The organism is Bartonella sp. AA56HLJMS, from assembly GCF_042197145.1.
Taxonomy (GTDB): Bacteria; Pseudomonadota; Alphaproteobacteria; order Rhizobiales; family Rhizobiaceae; genus Bartonella.
The window spans coordinates 110,449-134,143 of sequence record NZ_JBHIRL010000004.1 but is presented as its reverse complement, the minus strand read 5'-3'; the positions used below and the strand labels follow the sequence as shown (position 1 = coordinate 134,143).

The following is a 23,695-nucleotide window of genomic DNA, read 5'->3' as shown; positions in this document are numbered from 1 at the left end:
GCAAACGTAGTGAGGTGAAATTATGGCCAAAGTAAGTGCCGTTGAAAAAAATAAGCGTCGTGAGGTGATGGTAAAGCGCTATGCTGCCCGTCGTGCACGTTTGAAAGCAATAGTTATGGATCAGAAGGTTTCTCTTGAGGAACGTTTTAAAGCTTCTGTTCAGTTGGCAGAGTTGCCGCGTAATTCTTCGAAAGTTCGTATTCGTAATCGCTGTGAGGTTTCAGGTCGTCCGCGGGCTTATTATCGTAAATTAAAAATGTCGCGAATTGCGTTGCGTGAGCTTGGCTCTATTGGCTATATTCCTGGTATTGTAAAGTCTAGTTGGTAAGAGGAGATTATTTAATGTCTATGTCAGATCCTCTTGGTGATATGTTAACACGTATTCGTAATGCACTTGGTCGTAAAAAAGGTAAAGTAGTTACTCCAGATTCGAAGCTTCGTGCACACGTTCTTGATGTTCTTCAGTCGGAGGGTTATATTCGCGGATATAATCGAATTGATTTAGGTGATGGGAAAGCGGAGATTGAAATCGAATTGAAGTATTTTGAAGGGCTGGCTGCTATTCGTGAGATTTCACGTGTATCAAAGCCAGGGCGTCGTGTGTATGTTTCTGCTAAGTCACTTCCTCAGGTGGCAAATGGCCTTGGTATTTCGATTTTATCGACTCCTAAAGGCGTCATGGCAGATCATGAGGCGCGTGAACAGAATGTTGGTGGAGAACTCCTTTGTCGTGTTTTCTAAGTTATGTCAAGAAAACGGAAGAAAAAGTAGGTTAGAACAATGTCTCGTATTGGAAAGAAACCCATTTCAATTCCTTCTGGAGTTATTGCTACTGTTGAAGGACAGCTGGTTAAGGCAAAAGGTCCAAAAGGTGAGCTGAGTTACGTCGTCAATGATGAAGTCTTAGTCAAACTTGAGGAGAATATCATATCAGTTATGCCGCGGGATCAGTCAAAAGATGCGCGTTCTAAATGGGGTATGTCGCGCTCAATGATTGAGAACATTTTTTGTGGTGTGAAAGATGGTTTTGAAAAGAGGTTGGAGATTAATGGGGTTGGTTATCGTGCTGCTTTGCAGGGTAAGGATGTTCAACTATCTCTGGGCTTTTCGCATGATGTGGTTTATAAAGTTCCGTCGGGTGTTACTGTGACTGTTCCTAAGCCAACGGAAATTGTTGTTTCTGGAATTGATAAACAGCAAGTTGGACAAGTTGCAGCGGAAATTCGTGAGTATCGTAAGCCTGAGCCTTATAAAGGTAAAGGTGTTAAGCATGCAGATGAACGTATCTTCCGTAAAGAAGGTAAAAAGAAATAAGGATTTTGTATTATGGTTTCATCTAAGGACATTATCCAACGTCGTGCAAGGCGCGTTCGTCGTAGAATTAAAATGGTTTCTCATGATCGTCCTCGGCTTAGTGTTTATCGTTCAAATCAGAACATTTATGCTCAAGTTATCGATGATTTGCGGGGATGTACACTTGTTTCAGCCTCTACCCTTGAAAGTGATTTGAAAAAATCGTTAAAGAGTGGTGCTGATAAAAAGGCGGCCTTTGCTGTTGGTAAGTTAATTGCTGAGCGTGCGAAGAAAGCGGGTGTTAATGAGGTGGTTTTTGATCGTGGAGCGTATGTGTACCATGGTCGCGTCAAAGCTTTAGCTGAAGCTGCTCGTGAAGGTGGTTTGAGTTTCTAAAATTTCTTATTTATGAATGAGTAAGGAGAGTTTAGAGTATTTCGTTTAAGTTCTTCCAGTTTGATGAGGGACTTTGTTATCGTGCTTCCGGAAAAGAAAAAGGAATGAGGAATGGCACAAAAAGAACGTGGTGAGAGAGAAGAACGCGATAATGAATTTGTCGATAGGCTCGTTCATATCAATCGTGTTGCTAAAGTTGTAAAGGGTGGTCGGCGTTTTGGTTTTGCTGCTCTTGTTGTCGTTGGAGATCAAAAAGGCCGTGTGGGTTTTGGACATGGTAAAGCCCGTGAAGTTCCAGAAGCCGTTCGTAAAGCAACGGAATCTGCAAAACGTGGGATGATTTATGTTCCACTTCGGTCTGGGCGTACATTGCATCATGATCTTGAAGGTCGTCACGGAGCTGGGCGTGTTTTGCTACGCTCGGCTTCTGCTGGTACTGGTATTATTGCTGGGGGGCCAATGCGTGCTATTTTTGAAGCTCTTGGTATGCAGGATGTCGTTGCAAAATCACTAGGATCGTCGAATCCTTATAACATGGTTCGTGCAACATTTGATGCATTGAAACATCAAATGCATCCTAGAGATATTGCTGCTCAACGTGGTATAAAGTATTCGACTTTGCAGGCGCGTCGTCGCCATTTAGTCGACCTAGAAGGGTAGTTTCTGAGATTATCAGAAAAGGAATTAGGAAATGGTTCAGAAAAAATCTCAGAGTGGTAAAACTGTGACGGTGGAACAAATTGGAAGCCCTATTCGAAACTCACAGATTCAGCGTGCAACCTTAAAGGGGCTTGGACTAAATAAAATGCGTCGTCGGCGCGTTTTAGATGATACACTTTGTGTGCGGGGTATGATTGCTCGGGTTCGGCATCTTGTTCGCGTTATAGATGAAGGTTAAGGGTTGCGGGAGTATTAGATATGAAACTCAATGAACTGCGTGATTGCGAAGGCGCAACAAAAAATCGTAAGCGTGTTGGGCGTGGTATTGGTTCCGGTACGGGTAAGACTGGCGGTCGTGGTGTAAAAGGGCAAAAGTCACGTTCTGGTGTTTCCCTTAATGGTTTTGAAGGTGGGCAAATGCCCATCTATCGTCGTTTGCCAAAACGTGGATTTAGGAATTTCTTTACTAAAACCTACAATGAAGTTTCACTAGGACGTATTCAGTTGGCAGTTGATGCAGGTAAGTTGAATATTGAAAAGCCTGTTGATATGGTTTCTTTGAAAGAGGCTGGTATTATTCGTCGTGAAAAAGATGGGGTTCGTCTTCTTTCTGATGGTGATTTGAAGGCTAAGATTACCTTTCATGTTTCTGGTGCTTCACAAGCTGCTCGTGTTAAGATTGAAAAAGTGGGTGGTCAGGTTATTCTTCCTGATATTGCTCGATAATTTTTTAATATGAATAGAGATCTAAAGAAGAATAATATCTGTTTTGTGGGATCTTTTGTGGAGAATTGTTTAAGTTCTGCATTTGTTTGTGTATGCATATATGAATTTTAGGATTATACTTCTGTGATTTGAAGAACTGGAGTGTAAAGTGGAGACGTTTTATGGCATCAGCAGCAGAGCAATTTGCTTCCAATATAAATTTCGGCACCTTTTCGCGTGCAACTGAATTAAAGAAACGCATCTGGTTTACTCTGTTGGCGCTTCTTGTATATCGTTTTGGCACTTACATCTCTCTTCCAGGTATCAATATCGATGCTTTGCGGCAAACATTTGAACATCACGCGTCGGGTGTATTAGGACTCTTTAATATGTTTGCTGGAGGTGCCGTTGGGCGTATGGCTATTTTTGCGCTGGGTATCATGCCTTATATATCGGCATCTATTATTGTGCAATTGTTAACATCTATTATTCCTTCTTTGGAAACTCTTAAAAAAGAAGGGGATTTAGGTCGTAAGATTATCAATCAATATACGCGTTATGTAACAGTCGTATTGGCAATTCTACAAGCTTTTGGTATTGCGGTTGCGCTTGAAAGCGGTATAGGGTCGGGGCTTCAAATTGTTTTAGAACCAGGTCTTATGTTTCGTATTTCTTCTGTTATTACGCTTGTTGGCGGAACGATGTTTCTTATGTGGCTTGGCGAGCAAATTACGTCACGTGGTATTGGTAATGGGGTTTCTCTTATCATTTTTACAGGGATTGTAGCCAACTTTCCTTCTACTTTTGCTCAGCTTTTGACAGCTCATAGTCAGGCTGATTTATCAACTTTTCTTTTAATAGGAATCGTTCTTATTGCTGTTTTGGTTATTGGGCTTATTGTTTTTATAGAGCGTGCGCAACGGCGAATTCTTATCCAATACCCGAAACGTCAGGTCGGTAATCAAATGTTTCAAGGAGATATGTCGCATCTTCCTTTAAAGTTGAATACTGCTGGTGTTATTCCACCTATTTTTGCTTCATCTTTATTATTATTACCTGCCACTATTAATAATTTTTCTGATAAAATGCCACAATGGGTTCAGGAGATTTCTTATGCTCTTGGTCATGGACAGCCACTTTATATGATTGTTTATGCATTTTTAATGGCGTTTTTTTGCTTTTTTTATACAGCTATTGTGTTTAATCCAAGTGATACTGCAGATCAGTTGAAAAAACATTCTGGTTTTATTCCAGGGATTCGTCCAGGTGAGCGTACAGCCGAATATATTGATTACGTTTTGACGCGTATTACTGTTGTGGGCGCTATTTATATTATCTTGGTTTGTTTGTTACCTGAATTTATGATATCTGCATTACAGGTTCCTTTTTATCTTGGGGGAACATCCTTGTTGATTGTTGTTACTGTTACACTTGATACGGTTGCTCAAATTCAGGGGCATCTTGTTGCCCACCAATATGAAGGGTTGATAAAAAAATCAAAACTTCGTGGAGGTAAAAGGAATCGATGAGAGTTATTCTTTTAGGTCCTCCTGGAGCGGGAAAAGGTACGCAAGCAAAAATGTTGACTGAGGAATATAACATTCCTCATTTATCAACAGGGGATATGTTGCGTGAGGTGATTGCCAAAGAAACGGAGATTGGTAAAAAAGCTAAAGCTATTATAAGTTCTGGTGCTTTGGTACCTGATAGTATTGTTAATCAAATCGTATCAGATCGGATTGATGAAGCTGATTGTGTAAACGGTTTTGTTTTGGATGGATATCCGCGAACTGTGGGGCAAGCAGAAGCGTTGCAACAGATACTGGATTCAAAAAATATGCGGCTTAATGCTGTTATTGAATTGTGTGTTGATGAAGACGTGTTGATTGAACGTATGAAGAAGCGCGTTGAGGAAACAATAGCGACTGGTGGACAGGTTCGTTTAGATGACAATCCTGTTGCTTTTGCAAAAAGATTAGTAGAATATCGTGAAAAAACAGCTCCCTTATCAAAATTTTATTCAGAGAGGGGAATGTTGAAGGTTATTGATGGAATGATTGGTGTTGCTGAAGTGACACGTATGATTAGAGGGTTTCTTTCATGAGATTTTTTTTTAGAAATAAATGAAAAGAGTTGACTTTTGAGATGAAATCTATCAAAAGTGAATTTAATTTATTTTAGTGAAATAATAGGATTCGGAAGAATTTTTTTCTGAGTCTATTTTTTTCTGTAAGGTATATCAGGTATTTTATAACAATTTGTCAAAATAACTAAGGAGAGTAGGCGTGGCTCGTATTGCTGGCGTCAATATCCCGACAAATAAGCGTGTAATTATTGCGCTTCAATATATCCACGGGATTGGACCAAAATTTGCTCAAGAAATTATTGAAAGAGTTGGCATTCCTTTGGGGCGTCGTGTGCATGAGCTTTCAGATGCTGAGGTGCTGCAGATTCGTGAGGCAATAGATCAGGGGTATCAAGTTGAAGGTGATCTTCGTCGTGAGGTTGCTATGAATGTTAAGCGTTTGATGGATCTTGGTTGTTATCGAGGATTGCGTCATCGCCGGTCTTTGCCTGTCCGAGGACAGCGTACACATACGAATGCCCGTACACGTAAAGGTCCGGCTAAGGCAATCGCCGGTAAGAAGAAATAAGGGCCTTTGTGGAAGGTTTTTTTTATATTCTTTTTCTTGTTTGATTTTTTTGACAAGGAAAAAAGGTGGAGCTGCTGATGTTACGGCAGTGATGAGATCGTTGAAAGGGAAATTATGGCCAAGGAAGCCACACGTGTTCGTCGTCGCGAACGTAAAAATATTTCATCGGGTGTTGTGCATATTAATTCAACATTTAATAACACAATGATTACTATTACTGATGCTCAGGGTAATGCAATTGCTTGGTCATCTGCGGGAGCTCAGGGGTTTAAAGGTGCGCGTAAATCGACACCTTTTGCTGCTCAAGTTGCTGCGGAGGATTGTGCAAGAAAAGCGCAAGAGCATGGTATGCGTTCTTTGGAAGTTGAAGTTTGTGGACCTGGATCAGGGCGTGAATCTGCTTTACGTGCATTGCAATCTGTTGGTTTTGTCATTACTTCTATTCGCGATGTAACACCAATTCCTCATAATGGATGTCGTCCGCGGAAAAGGCGGCGTGTTTAATTGGGTGTTGTTTTTTGTTGTCGGAGATTTCTCTGATGTTCACATTGGTCGTTACGATTGAATGGTAACGGAACTAAAGAACGGGAATAAAAATATGATCCAGAAAAACTGGCAGGAACTTATTAAACCCAATAAGGTTGAATCATGTGCACATGATAATCCAAATATTATAAGTGTGATTGCTGAACCTCTTGAGCGTGGTTTTGGTTTAACGTTAGGAAATGCGCTTCGTCGCGTTTTGTTATCTTCGCTTCGTGGTGCTGCTATTACTGCTGTGCAGATTGACGGTGTCTTGCATGAATTTTCATCGATTCCAGGTGTGCGTGAGGATGTTACGGATATTATTCTGAATATAAAAGAAATTGCACTTCGTATGGAAGAAGAAGGGCCCAAACGTGTCGTCGTTTATAAAGAGGGGCCTGGTGTCGTGAAAGCGGGAGATATCAGTACAGTTGGAGATATGGAAATTCTAAATCCAGATCATGTTATTTGTACTCTTGATGAAGAAGCTGAAATTCGTATGGAATTTATTGTCAACACAGGAAAGGGGTATGTTCCATCTGATCGTAATTGTGTTGATGATGCACGTATAGGGCTTATTCCAATTGATAGTCTTTATTCACCGATCCGTAAGGTATCTTATAAAGTAGAAAATACACGCGAAGGTCAAGTTCTCGATTATGATAAATTAACGCTCACGATTGAAACAAACGGTGCTGTTAATGGTGAGGATGCTGTTGCTTTTGCAGCACGCATTCTTCAGGATCAATTATCGTTATTTATTAACTTTGAAGAGCCACAGAAGGAGCCTGTTGAAGAGGCTGATTCTGAGCTTTCTTTTAATCCTGCACTTCTCAAAAAAGTAGATGAATTAGAACTTTCAGTTCGTTCAGCAAACTGTCTTAAGAATGATAATATTGTTTATATTGGTGATCTGATTCAAAAAACAGAATCTGAAATGCTTCGGACACCGAATTTTGGTCGCAAATCGTTGAATGAGATTAAAGAAGTTTTGGCGTGTATGGGTTTACATCTTGGGATGGAGATTCCTGCGTGGCCGCCTGAAAACATTGATGATCTTGCAAAACGTTATGAAGATCAATATTAAAATTAGAATTTAAGGAGAGGGCTTATGCGCCATAGTAAGTCAGGACGCAAGTTGAACCGTACTGCCAGTCACCGTAAAGCGATGTTTGCAAATATGGCAACTTCGTTGATCGAGCATGAGCAGATTGTGACAACGCTTCCAAAGGCTAAAGAAATTCGTCCTATTGTTGAAAAACTCGTTACTCTTGGTAAGCGTGGTGGTTTGCATGCGCGTCGGCAAGCTATTGCAGCACTTCGTGATGCAGGAAAGGTTGCAAAATTATTTGATACGCTTGCGCCACGTTATGCATCACGCAACGGTGGGTATTTGCGTATTATGAAAGCGGGGTTTCGTACCGGTGATAATGCGCCCATGGCTGTTATAGAATTTGTTGATCGTGATGTTGAAGCGAAGGGTGCTGGGGATCGTGCTCGCATGGAAGCTTCTGAGAATGAAAAGGGAACATCTTCGTAGAGTTTTTTATTCTGTTGGGTTTTTAAAGGCCGCCTTGTCTTGGGCGGTTTTTTTGTGAGCATTTTTAAGTTTGTTTTAGTTGAGAAATAGGTGCAGAGAGAAAATTATAGAATATTGAATTATCTTATTTTTATAATATTTATTGTTCAAATAGGTTGTTTTTATTCTCTATTATGAAATATTAATAGAGGTCCTTAATTTGCGGGGATACGTTTTTTTATTCTATTAATCTTCAACAGAATGTGCTGATTTTATAAGGAGTGGATTATGAGGTATTCTTTTTGGGTGCGGATTTTTTTTGCAATTATGATGCAGATATCATTTGATCATGTATATGCTCATGTTCCTCAAACACAAACAGAAATCACTCTTTCATTTGCTCCTTTAGTTAAAAAGACAGTTCCATCTGTTGTAAATATTTATGCAGCTCGACAAATTAGAGCTCGATCACCTTTTGAAGGCGATCCATTTTTTGAGCAATTTTTTGGTCGTTTTCAAAATAAATTTCCTGTTCGTAAGCAATCGTCATTAGGATCAGGGGTGATTGTTGATGCACGTGGTTTGATCGTTACAAATTACCACGTCATTAAAGATGCAAGCGAAATTAAAGTGGCTTTTTCTGATGGACGGGAGTTTGAGAGTAAGGTCGTGCTCAAAGATGAAGCAACTGATATTGCCATTCTTGAAGTTAAGGAAAAAGATGCTCAATTTCCGGTTCTTTCTTTGGGAAATTCTGATGCTGTTGAAGTTGGTGATCTTGTTCTTGCTATTGGTAATCCTTTTGGTGTTGGTCAAACAGTTACAAGTGGTATTGTTTCAGCGCAAGCGCGTACACGTGTTGGGGTTTCTGATTTTGACTTTTTTATTCAAACAGACGCAGCCATTAATCCAGGGAATTCTGGTGGCGCTTTAATTGATATGAAAGGTCAGTTAATCGGAATTAATACGGCTATTTATTCGCGTTCCGGTGGTTCTGTAGGGATTGGTTTTGCTATTCCAGTTAATCTTGTAAAAGTGATGCTTGATACTGTTAAACGCGGTGGAAAATATTTTGTGCCGCCTTATATTGGGGCTTCTTTTCAAAATGTTACAGCTGATATTGCTGGTGGTTTAGGTTTAGAACGTCCCTATGGTGCTCTGATTATTGAAGTTATCAAAGATAGTCCTGCTGAAAAAGCTGGATTGAAAGTAGGTGATGTTATTTTGAGTGTGCAGGGGGTACGCGTTGACAGTCCAGATAGTCTTGGTTATCGTTTGATGACAGCTGACGTTGAGCATAGTCTTGCTTTGGAATATTTACGAAGTGGAAAAACTTTAAAAACACAAATAACAGTTTCATCGATATCAGAAACTGCATTTTTAAAATCTGAAAAAATTACGGGTGACAGTCCTCTTGCTGGTGCTGAAGTGTTAGATTTGACACCGCAAAATAGTCGACGTTTTCATCTTCCTATATCTGCAAAAGGGGTTGTGATTACCAATCTTGATAAAATGAGCAATGCAGCTGGAATTTTTCAGTCAGGAGATATTCTACGTGTTGTAAATGGCCATAAAATTCAAACAGTTCATCAGTTGAAAAAGGTTCTTATGCAAGGTCGCTCAAATATGTGGCAATTGGAATATGAACGTGATGGTATGTATATTCGCCAATTTATTCGTTGAGGTTTTTTTTGAAGAAAGATTTTTTTACTTCGTCGTTTGATTTTCAAGTTAATAAAAATCAGCCACTTGCAGAAAGAATGCGTCCTTGTTCTCTCAATGATGTTGTGGGACAAAAGCATTTGATTGGAGAGGATGGTTTGCTTTCACGTATGGCGGCAACAGGCTCAATTGGATCGATGATTTTTTGGGGACCTCCAGGGACGGGAAAAACGACTGTTGCACGTTTGTTAGCCCTTGAAACAAATTTCGTGTTTGAACAGGTTTCTGCTATTTTTACAGGAGTTTCTGAACTTAAAAAGATTTTTGAAGTTGCGCAGAGGCGTTTTATATCTGGGGATAAAACACTTCTCTTTGTTGATGAAATTCATCGGTTTAATCGTGCACAGCAGGATAGTTTTCTTTCTGTAATGGAAGAGGGTACTGTGGTACTTATAGGTGCAACAACCGAAAATCCTTCTTTTGAGCTGAATGCTGCCCTTCTTTCGCGTGCACGTGTTTTAACATTTCTTTCTCATGATCATGAAAGTTTGGACATGCTTTTGAGGCGTGCTGAAGAAGTGGAGGGAAAAACTCTTCCCTTGGATAATGATGCCAGAGACGTTTTGATAGAGATGTCTGATGGTGATGCGCGGGTTGCGTTAACATTGGCAGAGGAAGTTTGGTCTATTGCACCATTGGGAGAGATTCTTGATGTTGTTGCTTTGCAAAAAGTTATTCAGCGTCGTGCGCCTATTTATGATAAAGGACGAGATGGGCATTATAATCTCATTTCAGCGTTGCATAAATCCGTTCGTGGATCTGATCCTGATGCTGCGCTTTATTATTTGGCACGTATGTTGGATGCTGGTGAAGATCCTCTCTATATTGGGCGAAGATTGGTTCGTATGGCCGTTGAAGATGTTGGTTTGGCGGATCCTCAAGCTCTTGTCATTTGTAATGCAGCAAAAGATGCCTATGATTATTTAGGATCACCAGAAGGAGAATTGGCCTTGGCGCAAGCATGTCTTTATGTTGCAACTGCGCCAAAGTCAAATGCAGCATATCTTGCGTATAAAGCAGCACTGCGTTGTGCGCGCAAAAATGGCTCTTTACCACCTCCTAAGCATATTCTTAATGCGCCTACGAAATTTATGAAGGAAGAAGGGTATGGAAGTGGTTATTGTTATGACCATGATGAACCAGACGCTTTTTCAGGACAAGAATATTTTCCCGAAAAACTTGGGCGTCAGAGTTATTATAAACCAGTTGAGCGTGGTTTTGAGCGTGAAATTGTGAAACGTCTTGAGTGGTGGCAACAGTTGCGCAAAAAACGTAAAGATCAAAATAAAATTTGAGTTGAAATACGTTTTTTATTGATCTTGGATTTATTATTTTATCTCTTATGTTATTGTATGAGAAATTTAGCTTATATTTTAAACATTTATTGCATTGCTTGTAGAGATTTTTTTTGATATTTTCAAAAGTGCATGTTTTTTCAAATTTAAATATGTCATTCAACTTTTAAGCTGCTGTATTTTTTTTGGTTTTTATTAAATAATATATTGACTTATAATGATGATTGACTGTTTCGTAAGTTGAATGAAAGTTTCAAATACCGTAAATTTCTCTCATCCCAAGTCTGTTATTTGTTGAAGCAATCAAGTTATTCGCTTGCATGTTACAAGCAGGATTAGCGTGTGATAAAAACTGTACAAGAAAAGACTAAAAATCCCTCTTATGAATTGTCTCAAGTGCCGAGAGTTGTTGCAATATTGGAGGATGATAAATAGTGTGATGGTGCCGGCTTGCTCCTTCTATAGAGTAAAGATGGTGGTGCCTAAAGGGTTTTGCAGTATACCACATTCATAGGTGTTGTCACAAAATGAGCTTGGAAGTTTTGAGAGATGTTTCTTAAATCAAGTGCATGAATATGCAACACAATAGCGTTTTGTTCTTCGATGCAATAGGGTATGAGGTTGATTGATGATGCGTTTTTTGTGTGATCAATAGCGGGAGAATTCTTAGTCTCTCAAGTATTTAATCAAAGGGATAAGCAGAAGGGTTGTAGAACATTGTGTTTAAAATTAAATTGTTCCTTTTCTAGAGAGATATAAATATGTTAACTATGCTCCCATAGAGATATTACTTTATTGGAGTTTATTATGTGTCATAAGATAAGCAATGCCAATTCTTTATTGTGATGGTCATGAATGTTTATGGACATAATGTGGAGATAGGAATGGAAATAGTCTGTGAAACTCTAAACTCAAACCTTTAGTTAAATTAAAAGTACAGTGTACACTAAAGTTTTAGGTTATTATGAATTCGGTCAAGGATATAATCGTGGATAAAACAAAAGCTCTCGATGCTGCTCTCTCACAAATTGAACGTTCTTTTGGTAAAGGCTCGATTATGCGTCTTGGGCAAAAAGAGCAAGTTGTTGAAATTGAAACAATTCCAACAGGATCGTTATCCTTGGATATTGCTTTAGGGATTGGTGGATTACCGAAGGGGCGTATTGTTGAGATTTATGGACCAGAAAGTTCTGGGAAAACAACATTGGCTCTCCATGCTATTGCTGAGGCACAGAAAGGTGGTGGGATTTGTGCTTTTATTGATGCAGAGCATGCGCTTGATCCTATTTATGCGCGTAAGCTTGGTGTTGATTTAGAAAACTTGTTCATTTCTCAGCCAGATACCGGTGAACAGGCATTGGAAATTACAGAAACGTTGGTTCGTTCTGGTGCCGTTGATGTGCTTGTTGTGGATTCTGTTGCAGCTTTAACACCGCGAGCAGAAATTGACGGTGAAATGGGTGATGCTTTGCCCGGATTGCAAGCTCGGTTAATGAGTAAAGCGTTACGAAAATTAACCGCAGCAATTTTTCGCTCTAACTGTATGGTTGTTTTTATTAATCAAATTCGCATGAAAATTGGTGTGATGTTTGGTTCTCCTGAAACGACAACGGGTGGAAACGCTTTAAAGTTTTATGCTTCTGTTCGTTTAGATATTCGTCGCATTGGATCCATTAAAGATAGGGATTCAATCGTTGGTAATCAGACGCGCGTTAAAGTGGTGAAAAATAAATTGGCACCTCCATTCAAACAGGTTGAGTTTGATATTATTTATGGTGAAGGTATTTCCAAAGTAGGTGAGTTGATTGATTTGGGTGTCAAGGTTGGTGTTGTGGAAAAATCTGGTGCATGGTTTTCTTATAATTCTCAGCGTTTAGGGCAGGGGCGTGAGAATGCAAAGCAGTTTTTACGTGAACATGTGGAAATAGCTACAGAGATTGAAGCAGCTTTGCGCCAAAATGCTGGTTTGATTGCGATTGAATTGTTAGAAAATGCAGGGTCAGAAAATATAGAAAGTGATGAAGCCATTTGATGGGGCGTTTTTTTCGTCTATAATTTTTTTTCTTTAAGATTTTCCTGTTTTTTTGTTTGAGTTTTTAAATACGCAGTCATTTTTTTCTCAATTTTTTAAAACAAATATTCCATTTTTGATTAAATTGACTCCATGCGTGGCGAAGAGGATTTAATGAGGGGGATTTTTCTTTTATGGTTTTGTGCTGTATTGAGCAGGTGTCAACATGAATAGTGTTAATAATATTCGGTCAACATTTTTGGATTATTTTCATCGTAATGGGCATAAAGTTCTTTCTTCTAGTCCGCTTGTTCCGCGGAATGATCCTACACTTATGTTTACAAATGCAGGGATGGTGCAGTTTAAAAATGTTTTTACTGGACTTGAACAACCTTCTTATACGCAGGCAACAACGGCACAAAAATGTGTTCGTGCGGGTGGAAAGCATAATGATCTTGATAATGTTGGTTATACGGCGCGCCATCATACATTTTTTGAAATGTTGGGTAATTTTTCTTTCGGTGATTATTTCAAAGAAGAAGCCATTTTTTTATCATGGAATCTTTTAACAAAGGAATTTTGCCTGCCAAAAGATAAATTGTTGGTGACAGTTTATCAGAGTGATGATGTTGCTGCTGAACTGTGGCGTAAAATTTCAGGTCTTCCAGATGAAAAAATTGTTCGTATTGCGACGGCTGATAATTTTTGGTCGATGGGAGAAACAGGACCTTGTGGGCCTTGTTCGGAGATTTTTTATGATCATGGTGATGAAATATGGGGCGGTCCTCCTGGAAGTGCTAATGAAGATGGGGATCGCTTTATTGAGATTTGGAATCTTGTTTTTATGCAGTATGAGCAAGTTTCCAAGGAAGAACGTGTTAACTTACCTCACCCTTCTATTGATACAGGCATGGGATTAGAGCGAATTGCTGCTGTTTTACAGGGCGTTCATGATAATTATGACATTGATCTTTTTCGTGCATTAATTGCTGCATCAGAAGAAATTACAGGGATTGAGGCAAAGGGTGATTTTATTGCCAGCCATCGTGTCATTGCTGATCATCTTCGCTCATCTGCATTTTTGATTGCTGATGGTGTGCTTCCTTCTAATGAAGGAAGAGGATATGTTTTACGTCGTATTATGCGTCGTGCTATGCGTCATGCGCATCTTCTTGGTGCTAAAGAGCCCTTAATGTGGCGACTTTTGACTGCTTTAATTCGCGAAATGGGACAAGCCTATCCTGAGTTGACACGTGCTGAATCTTTGATTTCAGAAACTTTAAGGTTAGAAGAAATACGTTTTCGTAAAACGCTTGAACGAGGACTTGGTTTGTTGAACGAAGCAAGTACCGATCTTAAAGAAGGAGACTATTTGAATGGTGAAGTTGCTTTCAAACTTTATGATACCTATGGTTTTCCGCTTGATTTGACGCAAGATGTTCTTCGTCGTCGCGGAATATCTGTTGACGTTGGTGCTTTTGATAAAGCGATGGAACGCCAAAAAGAGGAAGCACGTGCCAATTGGTCTGGTTCTGGAGAAGCTGTAGCAGAGAAAATCTGGTTTTCTGTTCGTGATCAAGTGGGGGCCACAGAGTTTTTAGGTTATGAAACTGAGACAGCGAAAGGTATTCTTACAGCTCTTGTATGTGATGGTAAAATTGTTGATCATATTTCTTCAGATCAGAAAGCTATGCTTGTTGTTAATCAGACACCTTTTTATGGTGAATCTGGTGGGCAAATTGGTGATAGCGGTATCATTTCTGGTGAAAATTTTATTTTTAAGGTGCATGATACCCAAAGAAAGGGTGATGGTGTTTTTATCCATATTGGGGAGGTGAAATCTGGTCAGGCATCGAGGTCTGATTGTGTAGAATTAACGGTTGATATTGTTCGTCGTAAGAAAATTCGCGCGAATCACTCTGCTACTCATTTGTTACACGAAGCTTTACGCCAAACATTGGGGGATCATGTTACTCAAAAGGGTTCTCTTGTATCGCCAGATCGGTTGCGTTTTGATTTTTCCCATCCAAAATCCGTTTCACCAAAAGAGTTGAAAAAAATAGAAGATTTAGCAAATGAGATTATTTTGCAAAATAGTAAAGTAATAACGCGCCTCATGGCTGTAGATGATGCCATTTCTGAAGGAGCCATGGCATTGTTTGGTGAAAAATATGGTGATGAAGTTCGCGTTGTTTCTATGGGGGAGCCACTTGAACAGGAAAGATTAAAAAAGCGTTGGTCAATTGAGCTTTGTGGAGGGACACATGTGGAGCGAACAGGTGATATTGGTTTAATTCATATTGTTTCTGAAAGTTCTGTTTCAGCTGGAGTGCGGCGTATTGAAGCTTTAACAGGCAAAGAAGCACGTCTTTATCTTAGCCGCCAAGATGAACGTATTCATGAAATCGCTGATCTTTTAAAAACTTCTTCTGCTGGTGTGGAAGAACGGGTGCGAATTTTGCTTGATGATCGTCGTAAACTTGAAAAAGAATTGAATGATGTACGCAAGAAAATGATGTTGAGTGGTGGAGTAACAGAAAGGAGCCAAGATGATATTATCATCATCAATGGGTTTTCTTTTACCGGACGCGTTGTTAAAAATATTTTACCACGGGATCTTAAGGCGCTCGTCGATTCTGAGAAAAAACAAATTGGATCTGGAGTGGTTGCTTTTATTAGTGTCTCGGAGGATGGAAAAGGGAGTGCTGTTGTCGGTGTTACGGATGATTTAACGGATAAATTAAATGCTGTAGATCTCGTTCGTATTCTTTCAGCGATGCTTGGTGGTAAAGGTGGAGGTGGCCGTCCTGATATGGCGCAGGCTGGTGGTCCTGAGGGGAACAAAGCTGATGAGGCATTTGCGGCACTAAAAGATTTTCTTGAAAAAAATTAAAGAATGAAATCATTCTGCATAGGTATTTTTCACATTGTTATATTTGGTTGGCATCTATGTATCATGAATATCTGTCTGGTGTATTTCTGAAATGCAGATACAGCGTAATTGGGGAAAATATAATTGTTAAAGATAAAAACAGTGTTTGTCTTTATCACCACTTTATCATTTGGCTTTATAGCTTCCAAGCGTTTCAGGAATCACCTTTTTAAGATAAAATAGACTATGCAGCACTTCATGCTTTGCTGTGTATTCTTTTACTAGGGAGACTAGTTATTGTGTTGCTCTTATAGATTTTTTGAAGAAACATCTCTTTTTATGAAAGGAAAAATACAAGATTTATTGCATACGATTATCCTTATAAAGTTATAAGCTATCATTATTCGATTAGTTTTCAAATGAATAAAATTTCTTTCCTTGAAAAGGCTTATAAAAGAGTTGTTGTATCTTAGAGCTATTATTTTCATTTTGCTTGTTATGTACAAGAAAACAGTTTTTTGGTTTATTATTAAAAGGTCTTGAAAGGAATATTCTCCTATCTTTATAAATCTTTATTTTAAGTTATAAGGTAATGAATTATCAATATAAATCAAAGTAATATAACATAAATCTAAATATTTAGATTAACATCTAATTTATTTATGATGAAATTGCTTTAATATATTGAATTATAATGATAATTTATCGTTTTATCTTTTGAACAAGAGCTACGAATATTCGTAGGGTTTTATTATTTTAAATTCTGTGTATGTTAAATTAATCAAAACCACTCACGAATGTCGTTGTGAAATGGGCTTAAGAGCATTGAAAAATGTTTCTTAAAAAAAGTCATATGAATGTGCAAAACAATGATGTTCTGTTCTTTATGAGAGGACTATAAAGAAAGTGATAAACAAAAGTGCAACGCAATACATAATATTCATTATTTAAAAGATATTACTTTAGTTCGTTTTGAAATTCGTAAAGCTGAGTTAAAAGAAGACGGTAAAACTGGAAATTGTTTTTACCTTTACATCTTTACATTTTCCCTAAATGAGAATGTATACTCGTCAATATGCACAGATATAGGAAAATATTTTTGTTCTAATCTAGTAAAATTGCAATAGCAGAGAAAATACTAAACTGTTTTAATATTTTTCTTAAATACCTAAAATGGATTGTGGCATTTTTAGAAATCTTTTTACTTGTATCATATATAAGCACTCTATATTGTATTGAAGAGGCATTTTTTGCATAAGATCTATGAAGAGTATCGTTTTTATGATGCTATGGCTTCATGTAAGGGGATAACATTTTCTCCTTCTCTTTCTGGTGGTTTGATTGTTAAACCACTTGCCTTTAAAAAATTAGAGAAACGTCCCCCTTTATCGATCAATTCTTGAAAGTTTCCTTTTTCCATTAAGTGACCATGATCCAGAAAGAGTATCACATCAGCATTGCGTACTGTTGAGAGGCGATGTGCTATAATAAAAGTAGTGCGGTTATGGCTTATGCAATCGAGAGCATCTTTGACACGTGCCTCTGTTTCAACATCAAGAGCGCTTGTTGCTTCATCTAGAATGAGAATAGGGGCATTTTTTAAAACAGCGCGTGCAATTGCTAGTCGCTGTTTTTCTCCACCTGATAATTGAGATCCTCGTTCGCCCACCATTGTGTTATAACAATCAGCTTTTTTTAGAATAAAATCGTGAGCTTCTGCTATTTTTGCTGCTTCATAAAGTTCTTCATTCGTTGCGCTCGCTTTTCCTATTGAAATATTGTCATGAATAGTACGGTTGAAAAGACCCGAGTCTTGAAATACTGTTGCTAGAGATTTGCGTAAAGATTCGCGATTGATTGAGCATATATTTATTCCATCAATGGAGATATGCCCAAGGGTAGGGTCGTATACGCGCTGCAACAGATTGATCAATGTTGTTTTTCCAGCCCCTGTTGGTCCTACAATCGCAACAGTTTGTCCTGCTTTAACCTCAAAGGAAATATCAAAAACACCTTGAGAAGAATTTGGGAATTGATAGGTCACGTGATGAAATTGTATGGCGCCTTTAACATTTTGGAGGGAAGGAAGATTTTGTGGTTCGTTGATATGAAAGGTTGAGTCTTCCATTTCAAAAAATTCTTGCAGTTTTGCTTGTGAGGATATTGCACAATTAATAAAATTGCTCATTTGGTCTAGGCGGCTAATCATGAGTTGTGCAAATCCAACAAAAGCAACGACTTCACCTACTCGTAATTGATCTTTTGCAACAAAAAAAGCTCCAAGGAGAAGAACACAAACGATTGAAATTGTTGAAGCCATTCGATTTAAGCCACTGGCGAGCGCCCACCAATTGAGAACAGGATTTTGTGCTTTAAGAAGAGCATTTGTATGTTGATGCAGTATGGAAGTTTCTTCTTTTATTCGGTTATAACTTTGTACAATGGAAACATTAGAGATTGAGTCACTGACATGTTTAAAAAGGTTATGATGATAGCATTCTACAGCGGCTTGTCCGTCTTTTGTTTTTCGCATCACTAAACGTGCAATTAATACATAAATGATGGCAAGCACAACCAAGACTATTGAAAGACGCCAATTCATATTAAACGCTATGGGGATGAGAACCAATAAGGCGACAAGCGTTGAGAGATGTTGTCGCATAAAATCAAGCCATATGGTTGACATGGAATCTATAGCGCGCAAAAGTGTATGGAGTGCGTTAGATGTTTCGCGTTGTTGATGCCAAATTAACGGCATGGCAATGATACGTTCGAAAGATTCTGTTAAAACCGTTAAGCGACGTCTATGGGCTAAGCGGTCTGCACCGCGAGCAACAAGGACATAAGCGATAATATGTGAAAGTCCAAAACAAACCCAAATGGCAAGAGTAGAGATGATACCTGTTTTTTCTGTAATAGAATCGATAACCCGTCCAAATAAAATAGGTTCTGCAATGGTGATAATCGCTAACATAACATTAGCGGTACAGATTAAAAGGGATGCATTTTTTTCTCTGTTTAGGTAAGTGAGAACACGTGCATAGGTTTTGAATAAGGACACTGTTAATTATCTCCATTCGCTGTTAAGCGTAAAGGCTATTGATTTTTTTTATAACGCTTAATTTTTAGCTAATAAAATTTGGACGTTAAGAAAAGGCAATTTTGGATACTAACTGTAATATGGTGTGATAAAGCCAACTAAAATATGAATTTTTGTGTTTATATTTGTGCTTATAAAGGCGCAAAAATAGATCAATAAAATTATCAGGCAAGGGAACTTTCATGGCAGGCGTAGAAATAAAAAAAGTTGAGGCAGATGAAGATGGAATGCGCTTAGATCGTTGGTTTAAAGTGCATTATCCAGGACTTGGTTTTGGAGCTTTGCAAAAATTGTTGCGTTCTGGTCAGATACGGGTTGATGGTGGACGTGTTAAAGCCGATACGCGTCTTTGTATAGGACAGGCTGTTCGTATTCCACCTCTCCCTATTAATGACAAGGAAAATTTTTCAATAACGGATAAAACACTTCGTGGGCAGGATGATGGGACCGTTTTGAAAAAAATGCTGCTTTATGAAGATCCAAAGGTATTTGTTTTTAATAAACCCGCTGGGTTGGCTGTCCAAGGAGGCTCTGGTTTAACACGTCATATGGATAGTATGCTTGAGGTATGGCGCAATAAAAAAGGTGAAAAGCCGCGTTTGGTTCATCGTCTTGATCGTGAGACGTCGGGGGTGCTTATTGTTGCACGATCAAGGGGAGCTGCTCAGTCCTTAACAGCTGCTTTTAGAGCGCGAGAAACAAAAAAGACTTATTGGGCGTTGGTTCGTGGCGTGCCTAAAAAAAAGCAGGACAAAATTTCAACGTGGATGGTTAAGGAAATGACTGCACAAGGTGACAAAATGCGTGTTTGTGAACATGGGGAACCAGATTCACATCATGCGGTTTCCTACTATCGCGTTTTAGATACGCGAGGGCGGGCTCTTTCGTGGCTTGAAATGGAACCCTATACAGGGAGAACACATCAGCTTCGTGTGCATGCAGCCCATATGGATCATCCTATCATTGGCGATACAAAGTATTTTTTTTCTGATAGTAATTGGACATTACCAGGAGGAATTCAAAATCGTCTTCATCTTCATGCACGTCGTATTCGTATTCCGCATCCTTCAGGAGGAATATTGGACATTGTTGCACCTTTACCACCTCATATGGTCCAAAGTTTTAATCTTTTATCTTTTAATGAGAGTGATGCTGAAACCGACTAAACAAACTTCATTTGTTCTTTTTGATTGATACAAATTTTGTCTATAAATTTGATAAGATGAATAGGGCATCATTTGAAGAAAGTTTTTGATAAGTCAATCGCTATGAGAAAATTGTGTTTTTGAGTGATGAAATTTTCGAATATCATGGCTTTCTTTCTACAGATCTTTATCCATAATTGATTGTATTGTTATTTTTGGATATGGTGTATCGTTTAATAATCTGAGTTTATGAAGCTGCTCCTTTGAATTATCTACAGAGGTCATATATTGGGGAGGCGTGTCTGTTGAGGGAGATGAGTTAGATAAAATCTGAAAGATATTTACTAAAATAGTGAAGGCGATTTTAGTTTTTTCATGGGAGATAAAGGAGGCATTTTATAGTAATGCTGAGGAAAAGTAGCCTCTCAAAAATTCCTGTTGTCAAGGAAGTTTGTTTTATTATCAATGTGGTTTGATATGCTTATAGTATAGATTTATGCTTTGTATCTTTGCTTACACAATGAAGCTTTCTTAGCAAAGCTCTCCTTTCAATGACCAATTATTTTTCTACTTACTTAGTTTATCCAAAAGATTATCTTTCATAAAAGAAGAAATAAGTTTTTAGTATCTTAATGCTGCATTGAAGTGAACTCATCACATTGAAAAAATATCTAGACAAAAAATTGGAGATAAAACGTCAGGTGCGTTTTATTGCTCTAGGGAGGGCTTGAACACTTTTGTTTTTTCTAGTGAACAAAAACAGATATTTATTATGGGAACATTCAAAGGGGTGATAAGTTGAAATGAGGAGTGACTGATGGGATCATTATTGATTGACGTTAATAACGTCTCAAAAATATATCGCAACATTGACAGAGGAATTGGTTTTAAAAACAAGGTCTTTTCTCTCCTCAAGCCGGTTTATACAAATCATCATGTGTTAAAAGATATGAGTTTCACCCTCTTTTCAGGGCAATCGTTAGCAATTCTTGGCCCTAACGGAGCGGGTAAATCGACACTGATTAAAATACTTTCTGGTATACAATACGCTGATGAGGGATGTGTTAAAGTCCTTGGTGTTGATCCTTATAAAGCGAAGAAAAATCTGTTCAAGTCTTTGGGTGTGGTCTTTGGTCATAAGAATTGTTTATGGTGGGATTTGCCCTTACGCTACAGTCTGGATATGGTTCAACCATTATATGGTCTTGAACGCGCCTCTTTTACCCGTGATCTTAAAGAGATCGCTGAGTTACTGGGTCTTGAGCATATTATGGATAAGCCAGTGCGGATGCTTAGTCTGGGTGAGAGAGTGAAAAGTGAATTGGCATTTAATCTCTCCTTTAGACCTAAACTGTTGTTTCTCGATGAGCCAAGTATTGGTCTTGATCTTACATCTAAGCATGAAATCAGGGAGCTTCTTAAAAAACTGAAAAGGGAGCGTGGCACTGGGTATATCATCACAAGTCATGATATGGGAGATATTGATGGATACGTTGATGATATTATTCTCTTGCATAAAGGAAAGAAACAGTTTCATGGTAATCTTCACGCGCTTAAAAATGTCATTCCTTCTTTGGTGAGAATAACGTTTTTTTGTGAACACATGGCTGTACCTTCAGCTGTTGTAGAAAAAATTGATGAGATTGCGTTGAAATTATCTACTTCTTTAAAAGATAAGCACTTTAACGCTGAAGAATGCTCGCTGGAGGTTTCGCTGCCCCGTGAGGATTTTGCGCGTTTTGTACGCGAAATTACAACCAAATTGAACTGTACGTTCTCTGTATCCACTCCCTCGCTTGAAGAGATGCTCCGTGTTAAATTTAAAGAATTTATCTAACCACTGCTTTGGTATGTTTCTTTTTGCCAAGAATGGATTACTCACTGTTCTAAGTGATAGAGCAATGTTTTTTACCGATATTATCATTGGGACACTTTCGCCATTTGTTATTCAACTTCTATTATGGAATGCACTTTTCTCTGATACGGGCAACACCATAAATGGCTTTAGCTTTTATGATATGATGTATTATTATGCTTTTGCTTTAGTCCTAGGTCGCTTAAATAATGGTTATAATGTGATTAAGTTTTTCTCTCATCATGTTAAAGAAGGCCAATTAGAAGTATATCTTACAAAGCCCTTTAGTTATATGACACAAATGCTTTTTACTTTTTTAGGGGAGAGTGTATTATATAGCATCCCATTATTGGCTCTTTTTATTGTTAAGCTTGTTTTATCCTATGAAAATATTCTGGGATTGGTCATCGCTTTTCTGTTCTTTTTTCTGGTTGTTATTCTATCACAATTGCTTTGTTTTTTAATCTCTTTTGGAATTGCTTTATTAAGCTTTTGGGTGATTGAGTACAATATATTACTCTCTTTTAGTATTCTTAGTTCAGCGCTTCTTGGGGGTGTTCTTTTACCACCATCTTTTTGGCCGGTGTGGCTTATTCCGCTTATGCAATTTAATCCTTATCGTTTCATGATATCCGCTCCTGCCGAGTTTTTCGCGACGCAAAATTTAGCGTTGTTTCAGCAGTTTATTTTCGGAAGTTTTACTTATATTTTGTGTTTTTTATTCTTAATTTATATCGCTTGGAATAAAGGGATGAAAGCATATAATGGAGCAGGTGGTTGAGATGAAAATCATCCTTCATTTTATCAGTCTGAATATCCGCCGACAGATTGTTTATGGTAAGAATTTGGCTGGGGAGTTTATTCTTTCTCTATGCTATTATTTTATTCAATTCATATTTATTGATAGAGTATCTTCTTTTTCAGGAAAGATCGGTAACTATAGCAGAGATGAAATCCATTTTATCTTTGTTGTCTTTGTTTTACTTGGAATATTTTTGAATATTTTTATTAATTCTATTGAAACGTTTTTTGAAAAAGTAGCGGATGGTAAAATTGAACCATACTTGATAAAGCCCGTTTCAATTTGGTTGTTGATGTTGTTTGGTTGGTGTAAACCTCTTAATTTGATCAAGCTCTTTGTCCTTTATGTTAGTGCCTATTTATTTGTATCATTACCGAATATTTCTGATCTTAAGCTAAGATGGATCTCTTTTGTTGTTGCAATATTTTGTGTTTTTATTGTCAATATTTGTTTTTTCATGATGTTTAATTTTGTAACATTTATTATTAGCCGTAAGATGCCTGTCGAATATTTTCATGAAATGATTTACGAGCTTTCATTTGTGCCAATAGGAATTTATCCTTTAAGCATCGTAAAATGGCTTTTGTTTATGCTTCCCATGGCTTTTTCTGCTTCCTTGCCTGTGTCATTGTTGCTTGGTAAAGGCGAATGGAATATTGGATATGTTCTGTTGAGCGCTTTTCTTTCCATGGTCATGACTTTCATAAGTTATAAGAAAACAATTTGTAAATTTAATGGATTAGGGGGATGATATAAAAATCATCATGATTATAAAAATAAAAAATTGAGTGAAAATTCTATCGTACTGTAAAATATCGTTATTTATGCTGGCGGTATAAGGCATGTAAAATTTACACATGAGGATTTTTTATTAGACATATTCATGCATAAAATCGGTTGTATTTCTATAGCTATGAGCAAAGAATTTACAATAAAAATCAGAGAATTAAATTTCTTGGTTTTAGATTAGTTTGAGTTTAGATGGCTGCTTGATGACACAAGCCAATGGTAAGATGGTGTACAATATTAGTAGTGCTTTCTCATCTGAGCAAAATTTATTTTTGTTGCATTTATAGTGCTAAAAAATTGTCAAAGATGGGTAATTTTTATATGTGCAGAATGTGGTTATTCGTACGGATTT

The 23,695-nt window shown here is 38.0% G+C and carries 22 protein-coding genes; 21 read left to right on the top strand and 1 reads right to left on the bottom strand.

From position 1 onward, the window contains the following. The first annotated feature begins 22 nt into the window (after window positions 1-22). The 17 genes from rpsN to alaS all read left to right on the top strand — a co-directional run bounded on the left by rpsN (window position 23) and on the right by alaS (window position 15,673). Window positions 23-328, top strand: a complete 306-nt coding sequence (gene rpsN, locus ACFINI_RS03700; RefSeq protein WP_273791412.1) for a 30S ribosomal protein S14 — start codon at window positions 23-25, stop codon at window positions 326-328. A 14-nt stretch (window positions 329-342) separates the two neighbouring features. Then, the gene (gene rpsH / locus ACFINI_RS03695) at window positions 343-741 is read left to right on the top strand and encodes a 30S ribosomal protein S8 (protein WP_375611478.1); all 399 of its coding nucleotides are present in this window, start codon (window positions 343-345) and stop codon (window positions 739-741) included. A 39-nt stretch (window positions 742-780) separates the two neighbouring features. Further along, window positions 781-1,314, top strand: a complete 534-nt coding sequence (gene rplF, locus ACFINI_RS03690; RefSeq protein WP_375645917.1) for a 50S ribosomal protein L6 — start codon at window positions 781-783, stop codon at window positions 1,312-1,314. A gap of 12 nt (window positions 1,315-1,326) precedes the next feature. Further along, window positions 1,327-1,689 carry a 50S ribosomal protein L18 gene (rplR, locus tag ACFINI_RS03685; RefSeq protein ID WP_375611480.1) on the top strand — a complete coding sequence of 121 codons (363 nt, stop codon included), beginning with the start codon at window positions 1,327-1,329 and terminating at the stop codon, window positions 1,687-1,689. A gap of 111 nt (window positions 1,690-1,800) precedes the next feature. Next, window positions 1,801-2,349 (top strand): 30S ribosomal protein S5, encoded by a 549-nt coding sequence (gene rpsE / locus ACFINI_RS03680; protein ID WP_015856574.1) that lies wholly within the window; start codon window positions 1,801-1,803, stop codon window positions 2,347-2,349. 31 nt (window positions 2,350-2,380) lie between these two features. Then, window positions 2,381-2,587, top strand: coding sequence for a 50S ribosomal protein L30 (gene rpmD / locus ACFINI_RS03675; RefSeq protein WP_375611481.1), 207 nt, complete (start codon window positions 2,381-2,383; stop codon window positions 2,585-2,587). A 20-nt stretch (window positions 2,588-2,607) separates the two neighbouring features. Beyond that, the gene (gene rplO, locus ACFINI_RS03670) at window positions 2,608-3,075 is read left to right on the top strand and encodes a 50S ribosomal protein L15 (RefSeq protein WP_375611482.1); all 468 of its coding nucleotides are present in this window, start codon (window positions 2,608-2,610) and stop codon (window positions 3,073-3,075) included. Between the two features lie 161 nt (window positions 3,076-3,236). Further along, window positions 3,237-4,583: a preprotein translocase subunit SecY gene (gene secY, locus ACFINI_RS03665; RefSeq protein ID WP_375621434.1), complete on the top strand. Its 1,347-nt coding sequence runs from the start codon at window positions 3,237-3,239 to the stop codon at window positions 4,581-4,583. Further along, window positions 4,580-5,158: an adenylate kinase gene (locus ACFINI_RS03660; RefSeq protein ID WP_375632413.1), complete on the top strand. Its 579-nt coding sequence runs from the start codon at window positions 4,580-4,582 to the stop codon at window positions 5,156-5,158. The genes secY and ACFINI_RS03660 overlap by 4 nt, the downstream gene beginning before the upstream one ends. A 181-nt stretch (window positions 5,159-5,339) precedes the next feature. Next, window positions 5,340-5,708 (top strand): 30S ribosomal protein S13, encoded by a 369-nt coding sequence (gene rpsM, locus ACFINI_RS03655; protein ID WP_026500557.1) that lies wholly within the window; start codon window positions 5,340-5,342, stop codon window positions 5,706-5,708. A gap of 114 nt (window positions 5,709-5,822) precedes the next feature. Further along, entirely contained in the window at window positions 5,823-6,212 is a 390-nt protein-coding gene (gene rpsK, locus ACFINI_RS03650) for a 30S ribosomal protein S11 (protein ID WP_007347762.1), read from the top strand. 94 nt (window positions 6,213-6,306) lie between these two features. Then, window positions 6,307-7,320, top strand: coding sequence for a DNA-directed RNA polymerase subunit alpha (locus ACFINI_RS03645; RefSeq protein ID WP_375611485.1), 1,014 nt, complete (start codon window positions 6,307-6,309; stop codon window positions 7,318-7,320). 24 nt (window positions 7,321-7,344) lie between these two features. Next, complete coding sequence (rplQ, locus tag ACFINI_RS03640) at window positions 7,345-7,773, top strand: 50S ribosomal protein L17 (protein WP_273791421.1); 429 nt, start codon at window positions 7,345-7,347, stop codon at window positions 7,771-7,773. A gap of 267 nt (window positions 7,774-8,040) precedes the next feature. After that, window positions 8,041-9,435, top strand: a complete 1,395-nt coding sequence (locus ACFINI_RS03635) for a DegQ family serine endoprotease (protein WP_375621432.1) — start codon at window positions 8,041-8,043, stop codon at window positions 9,433-9,435. 8 nt (window positions 9,436-9,443) lie between these two features. Further along, window positions 9,444-10,769 carry a replication-associated recombination protein A gene (locus ACFINI_RS03630; RefSeq protein WP_375630110.1) on the top strand — a complete coding sequence of 442 codons (1,326 nt, stop codon included), beginning with the start codon at window positions 9,444-9,446 and terminating at the stop codon, window positions 10,767-10,769. Window positions 10,770-11,757: 988 nt separating this feature from the next. Further along, window positions 11,758-12,801 carry a recombinase RecA gene (gene recA / locus ACFINI_RS03625; RefSeq protein ID WP_273791424.1) on the top strand — a complete coding sequence of 348 codons (1,044 nt, stop codon included), beginning with the start codon at window positions 11,758-11,760 and terminating at the stop codon, window positions 12,799-12,801. A gap of 205 nt (window positions 12,802-13,006) precedes the next feature. Next, window positions 13,007-15,673: an alanine--tRNA ligase gene (gene alaS / locus ACFINI_RS03620; RefSeq protein ID WP_375630111.1), complete on the top strand. Its 2,667-nt coding sequence runs from the start codon at window positions 13,007-13,009 to the stop codon at window positions 15,671-15,673. 1,258 nt (window positions 15,674-16,931) lie between these two features. Here alaS and ACFINI_RS03615 read toward each other — a convergent pair. Then, window positions 16,932-18,713 carry a glucan ABC transporter ATP-binding protein/ permease gene (locus ACFINI_RS03615; RefSeq protein ID WP_375645912.1) on the bottom strand — a complete coding sequence of 594 codons (1,782 nt, stop codon included), beginning with the start codon at window positions 18,711-18,713 and terminating at the stop codon, window positions 16,932-16,934. Between the two features lie 221 nt (window positions 18,714-18,934). On the opposite strand from ACFINI_RS03615, the gene ACFINI_RS03610 reads away from it, so the two are divergent. From ACFINI_RS03610 to ACFINI_RS03595, 4 genes are all read left to right on the top strand, one after another. Further along, complete coding sequence (locus tag ACFINI_RS03610; RefSeq protein ID WP_375645908.1) at window positions 18,935-19,918, top strand: RluA family pseudouridine synthase; 984 nt, start codon at window positions 18,935-18,937, stop codon at window positions 19,916-19,918. A 796-nt stretch (window positions 19,919-20,714) separates the two neighbouring features. Continuing rightward, entirely contained in the window at window positions 20,715-21,734 is a 1,020-nt protein-coding gene (locus ACFINI_RS03605; RefSeq protein ID WP_375645904.1) for an ATP-binding cassette domain-containing protein, read from the top strand. Further along, window positions 21,709-22,533, top strand: a complete 825-nt coding sequence (locus tag ACFINI_RS03600) for an ABC-2 family transporter protein (protein ID WP_375629019.1) — start codon at window positions 21,709-21,711, stop codon at window positions 22,531-22,533. Before ACFINI_RS03605 ends, ACFINI_RS03600 begins: the two co-directional genes overlap by 26 nt. Then, the gene (locus tag ACFINI_RS03595) at window positions 22,517-23,305 is read left to right on the top strand and encodes an ABC-2 family transporter protein (RefSeq protein ID WP_375645900.1); all 789 of its coding nucleotides are present in this window, start codon (window positions 22,517-22,519) and stop codon (window positions 23,303-23,305) included. The genes ACFINI_RS03600 and ACFINI_RS03595 overlap by 17 nt, the downstream gene beginning before the upstream one ends. Window positions 23,306-23,695 lie beyond the last annotated feature (390 nt).

Bases quoted from the DNA above. Each gene is read 5' to 3' on its own strand.
- rplF (WP_375645917.1), top strand. From the start codon at position 781: ATGTCTCGTATTGGAAAGAAACCCATTTCAATTCCTTCTGGAGTTATT.
- ACFINI_RS03595 (WP_375645900.1), top strand. From the start codon at position 22,517: ATGGAGCAGGTGGTTGAGATGAAAATCATCCTTCATTTTATCAGTCTG.
- rpsK (WP_007347762.1), top strand. From the start codon at position 5,823: ATGGCCAAGGAAGCCACACGTGTTCGTCGTCGCGAACGTAAAAATATT.
- rplR (WP_375611480.1), top strand. From the start codon at position 1,327: ATGGTTTCATCTAAGGACATTATCCAACGTCGTGCAAGGCGCGTTCGT.
- rpmD (WP_375611481.1), top strand. From the start codon at position 2,381: ATGGTTCAGAAAAAATCTCAGAGTGGTAAAACTGTGACGGTGGAACAA.
- ACFINI_RS03605 (WP_375645904.1), top strand. From the start codon at position 20,715: ATGGGATCATTATTGATTGACGTTAATAACGTCTCAAAAATATATCGC.
- rplQ (WP_273791421.1), top strand. From the start codon at position 7,345: ATGCGCCATAGTAAGTCAGGACGCAAGTTGAACCGTACTGCCAGTCAC.
- ACFINI_RS03635 (WP_375621432.1), top strand. From the start codon at position 8,041: ATGAGGTATTCTTTTTGGGTGCGGATTTTTTTTGCAATTATGATGCAG.
- rpsE (WP_015856574.1), top strand. From the start codon at position 1,801: ATGGCACAAAAAGAACGTGGTGAGAGAGAAGAACGCGATAATGAATTT.
- secY (WP_375621434.1), top strand. From the start codon at position 3,237: ATGGCATCAGCAGCAGAGCAATTTGCTTCCAATATAAATTTCGGCACC.
- alaS (WP_375630111.1), top strand. From the start codon at position 13,007: ATGAATAGTGTTAATAATATTCGGTCAACATTTTTGGATTATTTTCAT.
- ACFINI_RS03660 (WP_375632413.1), top strand. From the start codon at position 4,580: ATGAGAGTTATTCTTTTAGGTCCTCCTGGAGCGGGAAAAGGTACGCAA.
- ACFINI_RS03610 (WP_375645908.1), top strand. From the start codon at position 18,935: ATGGCAGGCGTAGAAATAAAAAAAGTTGAGGCAGATGAAGATGGAATG.
- rpsH (WP_375611478.1), top strand. From the start codon at position 343: ATGTCTATGTCAGATCCTCTTGGTGATATGTTAACACGTATTCGTAAT.
- rplO (WP_375611482.1), top strand. From the start codon at position 2,608: ATGAAACTCAATGAACTGCGTGATTGCGAAGGCGCAACAAAAAATCGT.
- rpsN (WP_273791412.1), top strand. From the start codon at position 23: ATGGCCAAAGTAAGTGCCGTTGAAAAAAATAAGCGTCGTGAGGTGATG.
- ACFINI_RS03645 (WP_375611485.1), top strand. From the start codon at position 6,307: ATGATCCAGAAAAACTGGCAGGAACTTATTAAACCCAATAAGGTTGAA.